The organism is Streptomyces sp. NPDC005303, assembly GCF_040607335.1.
Taxonomy (GTDB): Bacteria; Actinomycetota; Actinomycetes; order Streptomycetales; family Streptomycetaceae; genus Streptomyces.
The window spans coordinates 304,667-320,691 of the sequence record NZ_JBEXGM010000001.1 but is presented as its reverse complement, the minus strand read 5'-3'; the positions used below and the strand labels follow the sequence as shown (position 1 = coordinate 320,691).

Below are 16,025 nucleotides of genomic sequence, written 5' to 3'. Positions count from 1 at the left end.
GGACCAAGTACTCGAGAGGTGACCGGTGGCAATCAGCAACGCGGCTTTCGTGACCGCCCTCACCACAGCGGCCGTCGCGACGGTCGGCTTCCTCGCCTACCAGGCCTCCGCGACGGTCCCCACCAGGGCACACACGGGTGGCACTCCCGCGGCCGTCACCTCGAAGGCCCCCGGCGGCGGACAGAACCCGGCCGCCCCGCCGCCGGGCTCCGGCGCCGGCGAACGCGTCGTGTACTCCCTGGACGACAACCGCGTCTGGCTGGTCAACGCCGGCGACAAGGTCACCCGCACCTTCCAGGTCCTCCCCGGCACCATCGACCCGGCCCCCGGCGTCTACGTGGTCACCTCCCGCTCGAACTCCGTGACCGGCACCGACGGCATCCCCATCGAACACGTGGTCCGCTTCACCAGCATCGACGGGGTGGCGATCGGCTTCAGCGCGGCCGTGCGCGATCCCGGAACGCCGGTCACCACCGTGCCGACGGGCGGCATCCGGGAGTCCCGCGAGGACGGCGACGCGATGTGGGCCTTCGCGACGATCGGCGCGAAGGTCGCGGTGATCCACTGAGCCGGTCAGGCCGCTTTCGGACGCTCGGCGGCAGCGGCCCGCGCCGTCCCCGGATCGGGCAGCCGCGGCGGTGTGGAGACGGCCTCCGCCGCAGCGCAGGACGCCAGCAGATCACGCATGGACATGCCGCCGACGATCGCGTACGGCGGTGGTTGGGGCCGGTTCTCGGTGGCCGACATGGACGCCTCCTGAAGTTCGGGGGCGGGCGTGGTTAGGTAGACCTAACTACGAGCTGGGTACCATGTGACCACGCACAAGACGTCGAGTGCAACAGCTTGCCGACGGTTTGTCGGAACGTTCACCGAAAATGTCCGCGGGAGGGTACGGGGGCTCTCAGGCCGTGAGGACACTGAGGTCGGCAGCGGCCCAGCGCTCCCCGACCGGCGTCAGCGTCACGTGCCGCACCTCGTCGGTCGTGTCACCGACCGCTCGGTGGATCCACACCTGGAGCCGGTCGTCGGTCAGTTCCTCGACCTTGCCCTCGCCCCACTCCACGACGATCACCGAGTCCGGCAGCGAGACGTCGAGATCGAGGTCCTCCATCTCGTCGAGCCCGCCGCCCAGGCGGTACGCGTCGACGTGGACGAGCGGCGGCCCGTCCCCCAGGGACGGATGCACCCGGGCGATCACGAAGGTCGGCGAGGTGACGGCCCCCCGCACCCCGAGCCCCTCACCGAGTCCGCGGGTCAGCGTCGTCTTGCCCGCGCCGAGCTCCCCGCTGAGCATCACGAGGTCCCCGGCGCGCAGCAGCTTGGCGAGCTTCAGGCCCAGCTCGCGCATCTGCTCGGGGGATGTGACGGTCAGCTCGGTCTCAACCGGGTTGCGCGGTACTGCTTCCATAACCGCCAACGGTAGCCCCTGCGGGCACCGCACCCGCGCGGGTGAGCAGGTCGGCGAGGCGGTCGGTGACCACTTCCGGGTGTTCCAGCATGACCAGGTGCCCGGCGTCGGGGACCAGCACCAGCTCCGCCTCCGGCAGCAGCGAGGCGATGGCCTCGCTGTGCTCGCTGGGCGTGACCATGTCGCCCACCCCGGCCAGCACCAGCACCGGCTTGTCCGCGAAGTGAACGAGGGCGGCGGTCTTGTCGTGGTTGTCGAACGCCGGGTAGTACTCGGCGACTACGTCGATCGGGGTGCCCTCGATCATCCGCTCGGCGAACCGGACGATGGCCGGATCGACGTCCCGGGAGGCGAAGGAGTACCGCTTGATGATCCCGGCGAACAGGTCGGCGGTGGCCCGGCGCCCCTTCTCCACCAGGTCGGCGCGCTGCCCCAGCACCTTGAGGACGCCCGGCAGCACCCGCCGTACGGCGTTGACGCCCGCGACGGGCAGCCCGAAGTTGACCTCGCCGAGCCGTCCGGACGACGTGCCGACCAGGGCGACCGCGACCACCCGGTCGCGAATGAGTTCGGGGTACTGGTCGGCCAGCGCCATGACGGTCATCCCGCCCATGGAGTGCCCGACGAGCACGATCGGCCCCTCGGGCACGGCAGCGTCGATGACGGCCTTCAGGTCCTGTCCGAGCTGCTCGATGTCGACCGGCACCCCGTCCTGCACCTGCCGCACACCCCGCCCCGACCGTCCGTGGCTGCGCTGGTCCCAGTGCACGGTCCGTACGACACCCCGGAGCGCCGCGCGCTGGAAGTGCCAGGAGTCCTGGCTGAGGCAGTAGCCGTGGCTGAAGACGACGGTGACGGGCGCGGGGGCCTTGCGCCCGAACAGCCGGCGCCGGCGCGGCGACAGCGCGGGCGCGGCCTCCGGGTCGACGTCGTCGACCTCGTAGTACAGCTCGGTGCCGTCTTCGGCGTACGCCTTGCCGGGGGTGCCGCGCAGGGAGCCGTACGGTCCGGTGGAGTCGAGGGCGAGCCTCGCCCGCTGCCGCATCCCGCGTCCGACGGTGAGCCGCTCCACGGCCACCCCCGCCGCGGCGCCCGCGGCGATCACGCCTATCGCGGCGCCGGCGATCCCGGTCGCCCGGCGCCAGCCGGCGCCCGCCCCCGTCGCGGAGGCGAGGGCCGCCGAGGCGGCGGCCTCGACGACGGCCTCCGCGCTGCTCTCGCTCACGTACCGCTCCTGTTCGCTGGGTCGGGTGATACCGGTGTCGCACCACTCGATGTTCTGACGCGCACTGTGCGGTTACCCCGCTTGTTCCTCGTTCACATAGACGCGGGGAACGCGCGTTCCGATGCGGGTCACGATTTCGTATGCGATGGTGCCCGCGGCCTGTGCCCAGTCCTCGGCGGTGGGCTCGCCCCGGTCACCTGGACCGAAGAGCACGGCCCGGGTGCCGACGGGGGGCTCGTCGCCGCCGAGGTCCACGACGAACTGGTCCATGGCGACCCGCCCGGCGACCGTACGCCACTTGCCGTCGACCAGCACCGGGCCGGTCCCGGAGGCGTGGCGCGGGATGCCGTCCGCGTAGCCGACGGGCACCAGGCCGAGGGTCGTTTCACCAGGGGTGACGTAGTGATGGCCGTAACTGACGCCATGGCCGCCCGGAACGCGCTTGACCAGCGCGATCGACGCCGACAGTGTCATCACCGGGCGCAGTCCGAAGTCGGCGGGGTCACCGAGCTCGGGGCTGGGCGAGATGCCGTAGACCGCGATGCCGGTCCGGACGAGGTCGAAGTGGCTCTCCGGAAGGGTGAGCGTGGCGGGTGAGTTGGCGATGTGCCGCACCTCGGGGCGCACGCCCTGGCTCTCGGCGTACGCCAGCATCTCCCGGAAGAGGGTGAGCTGGGCGGTGATGGAGGGATGCCCGGGCTCGTCGGCGCAGGCGAAGTGCGACCAGAGCCCGGTGACACGCAGGAGCCCCTCGGACTGCGCGCGCAGGGCCTCGGCGACCAGCTCGGACCAGTCCGCGCCCGGCTGGCAGCCGCCCCGCCCGAGACCGGTGTCGGCCTTGAGCTGCACGCGCGCGGGGACGCCGGCCTCGCGGGCCGCCGCGACGAGCTCCCGCAGCGCCCACATCCCGCTGACGGACACGTCGAGGTCGGCCTCGATCGCCTCCCGCCAGGGGCCGCCGGGCGTCCACAGCCAGCACATGATCCGCCCCGGCAGCCCCGCCTCGCGCAGCGCGAGGGCTTCCTCAGGTGTGGCGGTCCCGAGCCACTGCGCCCCCGCGTCGACCGCGGCGCGGGCGCAGGGCACCGCGCCGTGGCCGTACGCGTCGGACTTGACCACGGCCATGACGGCGGCACCCGACGCGCGGGCGCGCAGGGTCCGCACATTGGCCCGCAGCGCGGCCAGGTCGATCTCGGCGCGGGCGCGCAGCGGTGCGGTCGGGGCGGTTGCTGTCTCGTTCATGGCGCCCCCAGTGTCTCAGAGGCGACTGACACCGCCGATGAGTGCGTCCCGGGACGCACTCACGCGCGCGCGTCACGCGTGTGTCAGAGGCGCAGACCGTGCCGGGCCAGGTACTTCACCGGGTCGATGTCGGAGCCGTACGGGCGCCGGGCGCGCACCTCGAAGTGCAGGTGCGGGCCGGTGGCGCGCCCGGTGGCGCCGCTGCTCCCGAGCCGGGTGCCGGCCTTGACCTTGGCGCCGCGCGCGACCGAGATGCGCGAGAGGTGGCCGTAGACGACGTACCGGGAATCGCTCATCTTGAGCGTCACGGCCTTTCCGTACGACCCCGACCAGCTGGCCAGGACGACGACGCCGGTGCCCACCGCGTAAACCGGGGTCCCCGTGGGCACGGCAAGATCCACTCCGGTGTGGTATCCGACCAGCCAGTTTCCCCGCACGCCGTACCGCATGGTCACCCTGGCCCGCTTCCGGATGGGGCGACTCCACTTCGCCGATGCGAGGAAGCGGTCGCTGACCTCGACATCCTCGGCGGCCGCCAGCAGCTCCTCGTACTCCTCGTCGTAGTCGCTGCCGCAGTTCCCGCCGGGCTCTTGCTCTAATGGTTCCGGGTGGTCCTCGCGGAAACCGAGAACGGGACTCCCCAGAACGACTGCCGCTCCTCCCAGCAATTCACGCCGGGTGGTGCCGCGTATATTTGGCTCATCCATGCGGCCAGCGAAACATCGCCCTTTCGGCTCCGCATATTCGACCGACCGGTATTGGTCCCATCAGGTACTAGTTGGCGGCCGCTCGTCCGTTTGCCGGACGGTGGTCGCGCGTTCTCACGCCGCCCGGTCATCATGCGTTCTTGCCGGGCGTCACGAGTCCGTCACGTCCCTCCAGGCCGCCGGCACCGCCTCCGCCACGTCATGCGCCCCCACCGGCGCGCCGTCCGCCGCGAACCGGCCGGCGAGGCCGTGCAGATACGCGCCGACGCTGCCGGCGTCCAGAGCGCTCAGCCCGGACGCGAGCAGCGACCCCGCGAGGCCGGACAGGACGTCCCCGCTTCCGGCGGTGGCCAGCCACGCCGTCCCGGTCGGGTTCACGCGTACGGCACCGCCACCGGCGTCGGCGACCAGCGTGGTCGACCCCTTGAGCAGCACGGTCGCCTCGTAGCGCCCGGCGAGTTCCCGCGCCGAGGCCAGCCGGGCCCCCTCGACCTCCTCGCGCGGCACCCCGAGGAGCGCGGCGGCCTCCCCGGCGTGCGGGGTCATGAGCGTCGGCGCGGTACGCGCGCGTACGGCGTCCCGGTCGGCGAGCCGCAGCCCGTCCGCGTCGATGAGCACCGGCACGTCCGAGGCCAGCACCTCCACGACGGCCGACGCGTCGTCCCCGGCCCCCGGCCCGACGACCCACGCCTGCACCCGCCCGGCCCGCTTCGGCCCCCGGTCGGAGACGAGCGTCTCGGGGAAGCGGGCGATCACGGCCTCCGCGGCGGGCCCGACGTACCGCACGGCCCCGGCGCCGCCCCGCAGCGCCCCGTACACGGCGAGCACGGCGGCTCCCGGATACCGTGCGGACCCGGCTGCGATCCCGACGACGCCTCGCCGGTACTTGTCGCTCTCCCCGGTGGGCACGGGCAACAGCCGCCGTACGTCGGAGTGTTGCAGCGCCTCCAGTTCGGCCTCCTCCGGGAGGGCGAGCCCGATGTCGACGAGCCGCACCGACCCGGCGTACTCCCGCGCGGGATCGACCAGCAGCCCCGGCTTGTGCGTCCCGAACGTGACGGTCAGGTCGGCCCGCACGGCCGCGCCGCGCACCTCCCCGGTGTCGGCGTCGACCCCACTCGGCAGGTCCACGGCGACGATGGCGGGCCGAGACCTCTCGGCCACCTCGGCCAGCCGGGCCGCGTCGGGTCGCAAGCCGCCCTTGCCGCCGATACCGACGATCCCGTCGAGGACGAGGTCGGCGTCCTCGATCAGCCGCTCGGCGCCATGCGTCCCCCTGGCAGGCCCTTCGTCCCCCACGGCCCGCCCGTCGACCCCGACGGCCCGACCCCCGGCCCGCCGCAGCGCGGCAAGGCCTCCGGAGTGAGCGCGTTCGGGCGCGAGCAGCACGGCGGCGACTCCGGCGCCCCGGCGCGCCAGGCGGGCCCCCGCATAGAGGGCGTCCCCGCCGTTGTCCCCGCTCCCGACGAGCAGCACGACCCTGCGGCCGTACACCCGCCCCAGCAGGTCCGCGCAGGCCGCGGCGAGCCCGGCCGCCGCCCGCTGCATCAGCGCGCCCTCCGGAAGCCGTGCCATCAACTCCCGCTCGGCGGCCCTGACCGTCTCCACGTTGTACGCAGTACGCATGGGTCCGAGTCTCCCCCCATCGCCCCTCCTCATACCGGGTGCGGTCCGGCATGAGCGCAGCAAGTGTCATTCGTGTCTCTGCCGAGTTTGCCGATGTGTCAGGAAGACGAACACAGCCAGAACCACTCCGCAGACCGCGGCGATGACTCCGAGGATGGTCGGCACCACATCGCCGGTGACGATTGCTGCAATGCACGCGCATGTCCCCCCGGTCATCAAGACCGTGGAAAAGGTTCGCGCCTCTCTTATCGCGTCGTCCATCGATGCACCTTTCCGGCGCCGTCCCTCACCGTTCACATGCCGCTGGGACCACAGGCGTCATGGAGTTCAAGGTGCCCGCTTGTTCGCGGACGAATCCGGCGCCCCGAGCGCGGCGTGGTGGAACCACGCCGAACCGGGCTCGGCGCGTTCGAAGTTGTCGATCCGGCCTCTCGGAGGTCACCCCTCCGCGATCACCACCGCCGACGCGACCCCCGCGTCGTGACTGAGCGACACATGCCACGACCGCACACCCAGTTCGGCGGCTCGGGCGGCCACGGTCCCGGTCACCCGCAGCCGGGGCTGCCCGCTGTCCTCCACATACACCTCGGCATCGGTCCAGTGCAGTCCGGCCGGCGCCCCGAGCACCTTGGCCAGGGCCTCCTTCGCGGCGAACCGGGCGGCGAGCGAGGCGACGCCCCGCCGCTCCCCGCTGGGCAGCATCAGCTCACTGTCCAGGAACAGCCGCCGGGCCATCCCCGGCGTACGCTCCAGCGACGCCGCGAACCGCTCGATCTCGGCTACGTCGATACCGACCCCGATGATGCTCATCCGGGCACTCTACGATCCGCCTCGGCACATCGGGTGATGCGCTCGCGCACACTCTCCGTCACGAGGATGCCGCACACCTCCAGCACGGACAGGATCCCCTGGGCCGCGGCGAAATGTTCCCCTCGCAGGTCAACCACGCCCGGGCGTCATCACCGCAGCGGTCGTCTCCACGGGATCGCCGGGCTGCCAGGCACCCGAGGTCCACTCCGGCGTGGGGGTCGGCCGGGGCGGTGCGGGGGGAGGCGTCGGGCCCCGGTTGGGGTTCTGGGGGATGGTGCCGGATCCGCCACCCGAACCGTTCCCGGTCGTACCGGACTCACCGGAACCGCCGGTGCGGGTCGACCCCCCTGACCCACCCACCTGGGGCGAGGAAGTCTGCGCCCGCCGTGTCGGCGTGGACGAGGGGGACGTCGAAGGCGTCGGAGACGTGGAGGGGGATGCGCTGAGGGAGGGGGCCGCCGAGGGCTTGACCCTGAGGGCCTCAGCCGTCGGGGACGCCGAATTCGCCTGCGAACGGTCCGCACCCGAGGGGGCGGCCGAGCATCCGCCCAGGCACAGGACGGTCAGTACAGTGGCCGACCCGAAGGCGGCAGCGACACCAAGTGGACGTGCCGGACGCACGGGACCCCCCATGTTCATGAACCAAGAGCAAGGAGTGTTTTAAGCGTTCTTTACGCAGCCCACAAGGGCCTCACATGCTTTCCCCGGGTCAAAGTGACCATGATCACGCCAGAAGTACAGGTCGAGGAGACCGCTCACCGTGAAGCTTGAGACGACCGGCACAGCCACCCGTTACCTCTACCTCGTCCGGCACGGCGAGGCTACGCCGGACGAGAGCGGGCTGACCCGGGCCGGCCGAGAGCAGGCCACACTGCTCGGCCGCCGCCTCCGGGACATCCCCTTCACGGCCGTTCATCACGGACCACTACCGCGGGCGGCACAGACCGCCCACCTGATCCACGGCCAACTGAAGAACGTCCCCCTGCTCGTCTCGGAAGTCGCCGGCGACTACGTGCCGTACGTTCCCCCCAGGCACGAACTCCCCCCCCGAATCAGCGGACCACTACCTTCGCTTCCTCGCCGACACCACCGACGACGAGCGGGAGCAGGGCGCCGCGCTGGCCCGCCAGGCCCTCGACCTGTTCACCGGACCCGCGGATGCCGGGCAGGACCGACATGAGCTGGTCGTCACCCACAACTTCCTCGTCGCCTGGCTCGTCCGGGACGCCATGTGTGCCCCGATGTGGCGCTGGCTCAGCCTCAACCACGCCAATGCGGCGCTCACGGTCATCCGTTACGCGCCCGGTCGAGCAGCCTCCGTCCTCGTCTCCAACGACATGCGGCACCTGCCCGCAGAACTGCGCTGGACCGGCTTCCCTCCCGAGTCGCACATCTGAAGGCACCCTTCAGGCCGCGACCAGGTCACACCACACGAGCTTTCCCCGGCTGCCGTTCCTGGACAGCGGCTGCCACCCCCACAGGCCGGCGCAGGCCTTGACCAACGCCAGTCCCCTCCCCTCCTCCGCGCCTCCCCCAACAGATCCAACTCGGCAACCGTGCCTCCTCGCAGGCACAACTCGCCCACCTCGCGGAACGCTCCGAAGCGGATCACATCACCGTTCGCGTGACATATCCATCCGCGACTCCAAGACCCCCAACACCGCCACCCTCACCTTCCCGCCCACCCCCTTCTCCGCCTTCCTCGACGCCCTCAAGAGCACCCTCATAACTCAGTAACCCCGCGTAACCCCTCCTGCTAGCCTGCGCAGCACCGCGTATCGACAAGGCCAGGGGGACCGTCGTATGGGCGAAAGTACTGTCGACGGGACAAGACCGCTGGTGACCGACCCGTTCGACGCCGTGCCCGAACTCGCCCCGCTCCGCACCGCGGCGTGGGACGGGGACTGGGCGGCCACGCAGGCGTTCTTCGCGGAGATCACCTCCCCCGCCGACGTCTCCTTCGCGGCAGCGCTCCTCGCCGGCGTCGACCGGACCGAGTGGTTCCTGGAGAAGGCGGCGAAGGCCCAGCCCGCAGACCCACTCCCCCGCACCCTCCTCGCCGAGCGGTACATCCACCTCGGCCGGCGTGCCCGCGGCCGCGGTCGCGCCGAGGACGTCTCGTGGGACCAGGCCGAGCTGTTCCATGACTGGCTGCGCAAGGCGGAACGGCTACTGATCGAGGTGTGCGCGGAGCAGCCGTCGTACGCCCCCGCGTGGACCGCCCGGCTGACGACCGCCCGCGGGCTGGAGCTGGGGCAGTCCGAGGCCCGGCGCCGCTACGACCGGCTGGCGGAGCACCACCCGCACCACCCCCACCGCTTCCGCGCGCAGTCGCACCTGCTGAAGCAGCTCTGCCCCGAGTGGGGCGGTTCGTGGGAGGCCGCGCACGCCTTCGCGCAGGAGTGCGCGAACGCCGCGCCGGAGGGATCGCACGGCGGCGTCCTGGTCGCCCAGGCCCACGTCGAGCACTTCAGCGATCTGGAAGGTGCCGAGGCGGCGGAGTACCTACGGGACCCATCCGTCCGCGACGAACTGCGCCACGCCGCCCGCGTCTCCGTCCTGCACCCCGACCACCACCGCGACTGGCACTGGACCGACAGCCACAGCACCTTCGCCCTGGCCTTCTCCCTCGGCGGCCATCTCGGCGACGCCGCCCGGCACTTCGCCGCCCTGGGCGACACGGTGTCCGAGTCCTTCTGGCGGAACGTGCCCGACTGGAAGACCCGGTTCACGGAGTACCGCACCGCCGCGTCGGCGACGCTCTGAGGGAGACGACACCCGACATGACCACGCACGAGCACCCGACCGCCCCGGAACTCGACGCCCTCGACGGCCTCGTCCGCCACACCACCGTCCACGGCGTCCCCACCCTCTTCGCCCCACGCCCCGGCGAGATCACCGCCGGTCTCGCCTTCCGGGTGGGCCACGCCGACGAGACCCTGCCCACCTCCGGCATCACCCACCTCGTCGAACACCTCGCCCTGTACCACCTGGGCCTGTCCGACCTGCACTACAACGGCGCCACCGCCGACACCTACACCCTCTTCCACGTCACGGGCGACGAGGACGAGGTCGTCACGTACCTCAACAGCGTCTGCGCGGCCCTGCGTGATCTCCCGATGGAGCGGCTGGAGACGGAGAAGGAGATCCTGCGCACGGAGGCGGGCAGCCGCGGGAAAGGCCCCCTGTCCCTGATGCCGCTGTGGCGTTACGGCGCCCAGGGCTACGGCCTGTCCAGCTACGACGAACTCGGCACCCGGAGCCTGACGGCCGACCAGGTGCGCCACTGGGCCGAGACCCGCTTCACCCGGGACAACGCCGCACTGTTCCTCACCGCGGACCGTGTTCCGGCCGGCCTGGACCTCACCCTGCCCGCCGGCCGCCGCTTCCCCACCCCGGCCCCGTCCAGCGCGCTCCCCGTCACGCCCGCCTATCTCCGCGGCGAGGACGGTCACCTCGTCTTCACCTCCGTCGTGCGCCGCTCCACCGCTGCCGCCGTGTTCGCCGAGGTGCTGGGCCGCGCGCTGTTCCAGGACCTGCGCCAGAAGGGCGGCTACTCCTACTCGGCGGAGGCCGACTACTCCTCGCGCGACGCCGACTTCGCCACCATCACCGCGTACGCCGACGCGCTGCCGCAGAAGCAGGACGCGGCGGTCGGCGGGTTCGTCGACGCCTTCGCCAGGCTGCGCGCGGGCCGGATCGAGCAGGCCGAACTGGACTCCGCGCGCGGCAAGTTGCTCAAGCGCTACGACGTCCCCGACCTCGGCGCGACCCTGCTGCCGTCGTACGCGCTCAGTCTGTTGACCGGCCACCGGATACAGAGTCCCGGGCAGCTCAGGGAGGACCTGGAGGCGGTCGACGTGGAAGATCTGCGCGCGGTCGCCCGCGAGGCCTGGGACGGCGGCCTGCTCCAGGTACCGGCCCGGGGCGCCGACTGGGCGGGCCTCACCCACGCCCCGCACTTCTCGGCGTCCGGGGTCTCCGGCACCCTGCACCCGTCCCTGGAGGACGACGACGTCACGCTGATCATCGGGGAGGCGGGCGTGACGCTGTCGACGCCGGGCGGCCTGGTCACCGTGCGGTACGACGCCTGCGCCGCGATGACCACCCGCCCCGACGGGGCCCGGAGCCTGACCGGGCTCGACGGATTCCAGGTGGCCGTGGAGCCGACCCTGTACGGGGACGTCACGGCCGAGCGGATCGCCGTACTGGACAAGGCCGTTCCCGCGGCCGCGGTCGTCCCCCTGCCCGCCCGTCCTGCGGCGGAGATACCGCAGCCGCGCGAAGGAACGGCCCCGGCCCCGCGGACCCCGACCGACGGGCGCAAGCAGCCCGAAGGCCGGGAGCCGGCCGGACGCGTGACGGGCCACTTCCTCCTCGTGACCGCGCTGGCCACGCTGTGGCCCGTCCTCCTCGTCGCCCTTGTCGTCAACGGGATCAAGGACTCGTCCCCGCTGGGACTCGCCGCGGTCGCCGGATTCGCGCTGGAGTTCCTGCTGATCCGCGCCGCCCGCAACCTGTACCGGACCGGGCAGCCGGCTACTCCACAGTGACCGACTTCGCCAGGTTCCTGGGCTGGTCCACCTCGTTGCCCCGGGCGGTCGCCAGCTCACACGCGAACACCTGCAGCGGCACGGTCGCCACCAGCGGCTGCAGCAGCGTCGGCGTGGCAGGGATCCGGATCAGGTGGTCGGCGTACGGCACCACCGCCTCGTCCCCCTCCTCCGCGATCACGATCGTCCGCGCCCCCCGGGCCCGGATCTCCTGGATGTTGGACACGATCTTGTCGTGGATCACCGACCGCCCCCGAGGCGACGGCACGACCACGACCACGGGCAGGTCCTCCTCGATCAGCGCGATCGGCCCGTGCTTCAACTCCCCAGCCGCGAAGCCCTCGGCGTGCATGTAGGCGAGTTCCTTGAGCTTCAGCGCGCCCTCCAGCGCGACCGGATAACCGACGTGTCGCCCGAGGAACAGCACGGTGTTCTTGCCGGCCAGTGACCGCGCCAGCGCCCGCACCGGCTCCATCGTCTCCAGCACTCGCTCGACCTCACCGGAGATGTGCGACAGGTCCCGGATGACGGCGGAGATCTCGTCGCCCCACTTGGTGCCGCGCACCTGCCCCAGGTACAGCGCCACCAGGTAACACGCCACGAGCTGCGTCAGGAACGCCTTCGTAGACGCCACGGCGACCTCGGGCCCCGCGTGCGTGTACAGCACGGCGTCCGACTCGCGGGGGATCGTCGACCCGTTGGTGTTGCAGATCGCCAGGACCTTGGAGCCCTGTTCGCGGGCGTGCCGTAGCGCCATGAGCGTGTCCATGGTCTCCCCGGACTGGGAGATCGCGATCACGAGGGAGCGCGGTCCGAGGATCGGGTCCCGGTAGCGGAACTCGCTCGCCAGCTCCACCTCGCAGGGGATACGGGTCCAGTGCTCGATGGCGTACTTGGCGATCATCCCCGCGTGGAAGGCCGTACCGCACGCCACGATGACGACCTTGTCGACCTCCCGCAGCTCACCGGCGGAGATCCGGACCTCGTCCAGCGTGAGGGAACCGGCCCCGTCGATACGGCCGAGCAGGGTGTCGGCGACCGCCTTCGGCTGCTCGGCGATCTCCTTGAGCATGAAGTAGTCGTAACCGCCCTTCTCGGCGGCGGAGGCGTCCCAGTCGATGTGGAACGAGCGGACGTCGGCGGGGCGGCCGTCGAAGCCGGTGACGGTCACGCCGTCCCTGCGCAGCTCCACGACCTGGTCCTGGCCGAGCTCGATCGCGGAGCGGGTGTGGGCGATGAAGGCCGCCACGTCCGACGCCAGAAACGCCTCCCCGTCCCCCACGCCCACCACCAGCGGCGAGTTCCGGCGCGCGCCCACGACGACGTCCGGCTCGTCCGCGTGGACCGCCACCAGCGTGAACGCCCCCTCCAGCCGCCGGCACACCAGCCGCATGGCCTCCGCGAGGTCGGCGGTCGCGGAGAACTCCTCGGCGAGCAGATGCGCCACCACCTCCGTGTCCGTCTCGGAGGCGAGCTCGTGCCCCCGCTCCTCCAACTCGGCCCGCAGCACGGCGAAGTTCTCGATGATCCCGTTGTGGACGACCGACACCCGGCCCGCGTTGTCCAGATGAGGATGCGCGTTGACGTCCGTCGGCCCGCCGTGCGTGGCCCACCGCGTGTGCCCGATGCCGGTCAGCCCGGTCGGCAACGGCCGGTCCACCAGCTCCTTCTCCAGATTGACCAGCTTCCCGGCCTTCTTCGCCGCCGCCAGCCCACCGTCCGCCAGCACGGCGACCCCTGCCGAGTCGTACCCCCGGTACTCCAGCCGCTTCAGCCCGGCCATCACGACATCGAGCGCCGACTGCGACCCCACGTATCCCACGATTCCGCACATGCGCGGCAGCCTAGGGTGCGAGAGGCGCCGGATCACGGCACTTCGTGCCCGAATCCGGATATCTCGGCACCGGCGAGAACGAGCCATCCCCTTCCGCCACAACTGCAACGTCACAAGGTCGAGATCGACGTCTACCTCTGCACGGCCCTGGACCTGCCCGCCACGCAGGCCGGATGCCCGGAGTGGGAGACCCTGTTCCTCGGAACGCAACCGGTCGATCCCCAGACGGAAAGGGTCACCAAGGGGGGTGCGGCTGGGCCGCCTTTGACGTCGCGACGTTCCTCTTCGTGGACAAGCCCATGAACCTCCACCACACGCTGCAGACTCAGGACGGGCCGATCGCCGAGGTCACGGATGCGATGCACTTCGACGCCTACGGCAAGCTGCACTGGAAGTCGGGCACCAAGATCCCCACCTCCCAGCCCGACGAGGACAGCGAGTACCCCGTCCTCGCCTGGAACCCGGGCGTGCCTGACGGCGGGCTCATGGAGAAGATCGCGGACAGCTGCGGCGAGTTCGCCCTCACGGAGTGCCGGCAGAACCTGAGCTGACCCGCGGCGGAGCAGGCGATCAAGTGACATGATCATGATGATGTGGTCCCTCACAGCCCGACGTGACCCACCCCACCCCCCACCCCGTTCAAACTCCGTTAACAATGGACTGTGATCTCTCCGGTCTCCCCGATGCCCCGGAGCGCCCACCGGCACAAGCCGGAGGCGACTCCTTACGTCGATCTCACCCGCTCAGAGTGGAGTGCGCTGCGCGAGAAGACGCCCCTCCCGCTGAACGCCGAAGAGGTCGAGAAGCTGCGCGGCCTCGGTGACGTCATCGACCTCGACGAGGTGCGGGACATCTACCTCCCGCTGTCCCGGCTGCTGAATCTCTACGTCGGCGCCACGGACGGCCTCAGGGGCGCCCTGAACACCTTCCTCGGCGAACAGGGCTCACAGTCCGGCACCCCGTTCGTCATAGGCGTCGCGGGCTCCGTCGCCGTGGGGAAGTCGACCGTGGCCCGACTCCTCCAGGCCCTCCTGTCCCGTTGGCCCGAGCACCCGCGCGTGGAGCTGGTCACCACCGACGGCTTCCTGCTGCCGACCAAGGAGCTGGAGGCCCGCGGGCTCATGTCGCGCAAGGGCTTCCCGGAGTCGTACGACCGCCGGGCGCTGACCCGTTTCGTCGCCGACATCAAGGCGGGCAAGGACGAGGTCACCGCCCCCGTCTACTCCCACCTGATCTACGACATCGTCCCGGACCAGCGGCTCACCGTGCGCCGCCCCGACATCCTGATCGTCGAGGGCCTCAACGTCCTGCAGCCCGCCCTCCCCGGCACGGACGGCCGCACCCGCGTCGGTCTCGCCGACTACTTCGACTTCAGCGTGTACGTCGACGCGAGCGCCGAGGACATCGAGCGCTGGTACCTCAGCCGGTTCAAGAAGCTGCGCCAGACCGCCTTCCAGAACCCGGACTCGTACTTCAGGAAGTACACCCAGGTCTCCGAGGAGGAGGCCGTCGACTACGCCCGCACCCTGTGGCGCACCATCAACAAGCCCAACCTGGTGGAGAACATCGCCCCCACCCGCGGCCGCGCCACCCTCGTCATCCGCAAGGGACAGGACCACAAGGTGCGCAAACTCAGCCTCCGCAAGCTCTGAGAACCCGCGCCTGTTAGAAAGGCGTCATGCTGCATCTGCGTCTGATCACCCCGGCCGACCAGACCGACGACGTGGTCCGACTGATCGAGAAGACGGTCGGCACCACCCACCTCGTCGTGGTGCCGGGCGCCGCCCGCAACCCGGCGGGCGATGTCGTGATGTGCGACGTGGCCCGCGAGGCGGGCGACGAACTCCTCACCGAACTCCAGGGGTTGGGCCTCGACAACACCGGCTCCATCGCGGTCGAGAACATCGACCTGTCCCTGTCGAAACGCGCCGACAAGGCCGAGGCGGAGGCTCCCGGCGAAGGGGCGGACGCGGTCCTGTGGGAGCACCTGACGGAAGCCACGCACGAGGAGTCGACGCTCTCGGCCACCTACCTCGCCTTCATCACCCTGGCCACGATGATCGCGGCCTGCGGTGTGGTGCTCGACAACGCGGTCCTCATCGTGGGCGCGATGGCCGTGGGCCCGGAGTTCGGCCCGCTCGCCGGCATCTCCACCTCGATAGTGCAGCGCGCCCCCCGCCTGGCCCTGCGCTCACTGATCGCGCTCCTGGTGGGCTTCGCCGTGGCCATGGTGGTGACGGTGGGCTTCAGCCTCTTCATGGACGCGCTGGACCTGTTCAGCAAGGACCAGCTGGAGGCCGACCGCCCCCAGACCGGCTTCGTCTACGCCCCCGACGCCTTCTCCTTCATCGTCGCCGTCCTGGCCGGCGCCGCCGGCACCCTCTCCCTGACCTCGGCGAAGTCCGGTGCCCTGGTGGGTGTGGCCATCTCGGTCACCACGGTCCCTGCGGCCGCCAACGCGGCGGTGGCCCTCAGCTACGGCGACACCGAACAGACCTGGGGATCGACGGAACAACTCCTCCTGAACCTCCTGGGCATCATCCTGGCGGGAACGGTGACCCTGCTGCTCCAGAAGTGGGCCTGGCGCAAACGCACCTGACGCACAGGCCCCACCCGGCAC

The 16,025-nt window shown here is 71.2% G+C and carries 16 protein-coding genes and 2 pseudogenes; 8 read left to right on the top strand and 10 right to left on the bottom strand.

Features of this window, described 5'->3' with window-relative positions:
- Positions 1-25 precede the first annotated feature (25 nt).
- On the top strand, positions 26-568 hold the full coding sequence (locus ABZT93_RS01595) for a hypothetical protein (RefSeq protein ID WP_356097246.1): 543 nt from the start codon (positions 26-28) through the stop codon (positions 566-568).
- A gap of 5 nt (positions 569-573) precedes the next feature.
- On the opposite strand, the gene ABZT93_RS01590 is transcribed toward ABZT93_RS01595, so the two are convergent.
- The 8 genes from ABZT93_RS01590 to ABZT93_RS01555 form a co-directional block, all read right to left on the bottom strand.
- Positions 574-747 carry a hypothetical protein gene (locus tag ABZT93_RS01590; RefSeq protein ID WP_356097243.1) on the bottom strand — a complete coding sequence of 58 codons (174 nt, stop codon included), beginning with the start codon at positions 745-747 and terminating at the stop codon, positions 574-576.
- Between the two features lie 154 nt (positions 748-901).
- Positions 902-1,408: a tRNA (adenosine(37)-N6)-threonylcarbamoyltransferase complex ATPase subunit type 1 TsaE gene (tsaE, locus tag ABZT93_RS01585; protein WP_356097241.1), complete on the bottom strand. Its 507-nt coding sequence runs from the start codon at positions 1,406-1,408 to the stop codon at positions 902-904.
- Complete coding sequence (locus ABZT93_RS01580; protein WP_356097238.1) at positions 1,380-2,633, bottom strand: alpha/beta hydrolase; 1,254 nt, start codon at positions 2,631-2,633, stop codon at positions 1,380-1,382. Before ABZT93_RS01580 ends, tsaE begins: the two co-directional genes overlap by 29 nt.
- A gap of 72 nt (positions 2,634-2,705) precedes the next feature.
- Positions 2,706-3,875 carry an alanine racemase gene (gene alr, locus ABZT93_RS01575; RefSeq protein WP_356097235.1) on the bottom strand — a complete coding sequence of 390 codons (1,170 nt, stop codon included), beginning with the start codon at positions 3,873-3,875 and terminating at the stop codon, positions 2,706-2,708.
- 83 nt (positions 3,876-3,958) lie between these two features.
- Complete coding sequence (locus ABZT93_RS01570; protein ID WP_356097232.1) at positions 3,959-4,582, bottom strand: M23 family metallopeptidase; 624 nt, start codon at positions 4,580-4,582, stop codon at positions 3,959-3,961.
- A 150-nt stretch (positions 4,583-4,732) separates the two neighbouring features.
- On the bottom strand, positions 4,733-6,208 hold the full coding sequence (locus ABZT93_RS01565) for an NAD(P)H-hydrate dehydratase (protein WP_356097229.1): 1,476 nt from the start codon (positions 6,206-6,208) through the stop codon (positions 4,733-4,735).
- A gap of 66 nt (positions 6,209-6,274) precedes the next feature.
- On the bottom strand, positions 6,275-6,469 hold the full coding sequence (locus tag ABZT93_RS01560; RefSeq protein WP_356097226.1) for a hypothetical protein: 195 nt from the start codon (positions 6,467-6,469) through the stop codon (positions 6,275-6,277).
- A 177-nt stretch (positions 6,470-6,646) separates the two neighbouring features.
- Positions 6,647-7,018 (bottom strand): holo-ACP synthase, encoded by a 372-nt coding sequence (locus tag ABZT93_RS01555; RefSeq protein WP_356097223.1) that lies wholly within the window; start codon positions 7,016-7,018, stop codon positions 6,647-6,649.
- A 760-nt stretch (positions 7,019-7,778) separates the two neighbouring features.
- Between ABZT93_RS01555 and ABZT93_RS01550 the strand changes: the two are divergent.
- Positions 7,779-8,415: pseudogene (locus ABZT93_RS01550) on the top strand (histidine phosphatase family protein).
- 9 nt (positions 8,416-8,424) lie between these two features.
- On the opposite strand, the pseudogene ABZT93_RS01545 reads toward ABZT93_RS01550, so the two are convergent.
- A pseudogene (locus ABZT93_RS01545) lies at positions 8,425-8,564 on the bottom strand (ATP-binding protein); the annotation flags it as partial.
- Positions 8,565-8,647: 83 nt separating this feature from the next.
- Here ABZT93_RS01545 and ABZT93_RS01540 point away from each other — a divergent pair.
- The 3 genes from ABZT93_RS01540 to ABZT93_RS01530 all read left to right on the top strand — a co-directional run bounded on the left by ABZT93_RS01540 (position 8,648) and on the right by ABZT93_RS01530 (position 11,571).
- Positions 8,648-8,755: a DUF397 domain-containing protein gene (locus tag ABZT93_RS01540; RefSeq protein ID WP_356098393.1), complete on the top strand. Its 108-nt coding sequence runs from the start codon at positions 8,648-8,650 to the stop codon at positions 8,753-8,755.
- A gap of 66 nt (positions 8,756-8,821) precedes the next feature.
- The gene (locus ABZT93_RS01535; protein WP_356097220.1) at positions 8,822-9,784 is read left to right on the top strand and encodes a hypothetical protein; all 963 of its coding nucleotides are present in this window, start codon (positions 8,822-8,824) and stop codon (positions 9,782-9,784) included.
- A gap of 17 nt (positions 9,785-9,801) precedes the next feature.
- Positions 9,802-11,571: an insulinase family protein gene (locus ABZT93_RS01530; RefSeq protein ID WP_356097217.1), complete on the top strand. Its 1,770-nt coding sequence runs from the start codon at positions 9,802-9,804 to the stop codon at positions 11,569-11,571.
- Here the strand turns inward: ABZT93_RS01530 and glmS are convergent.
- A complete protein-coding gene (gene glmS / locus ABZT93_RS01525; RefSeq protein WP_356097214.1) occupies positions 11,558-13,405 on the bottom strand; it encodes a glutamine--fructose-6-phosphate transaminase (isomerizing) in 1,848 nt (615 codons plus the stop codon). The genes ABZT93_RS01530 and glmS overlap by 14 nt on opposite strands.
- A gap of 287 nt (positions 13,406-13,692) precedes the next feature.
- Between glmS and ABZT93_RS01520 the strand changes: the two genes are divergently transcribed.
- The 3 genes from ABZT93_RS01520 (at position 13,693) to ABZT93_RS01510 (ending at position 16,004) form a co-directional block, all read left to right on the top strand.
- Positions 13,693-13,956 carry an HNH/ENDO VII family nuclease gene (locus ABZT93_RS01520; RefSeq protein ID WP_356097212.1) on the top strand — a complete coding sequence of 88 codons (264 nt, stop codon included), beginning with the start codon at positions 13,693-13,695 and terminating at the stop codon, positions 13,954-13,956.
- 132 nt (positions 13,957-14,088) lie between these two features.
- On the top strand, positions 14,089-15,057 hold the full coding sequence (coaA, locus tag ABZT93_RS01515; protein WP_356097209.1) for a type I pantothenate kinase: 969 nt from the start codon (positions 14,089-14,091) through the stop codon (positions 15,055-15,057).
- Positions 15,058-15,083: 26 nt separating this feature from the next.
- Positions 15,084-16,004, top strand: coding sequence for a DUF389 domain-containing protein (locus tag ABZT93_RS01510; protein ID WP_356097206.1), 921 nt, complete (start codon positions 15,084-15,086; stop codon positions 16,002-16,004).
- Positions 16,005-16,025: the final 21 nt, after the last annotated feature.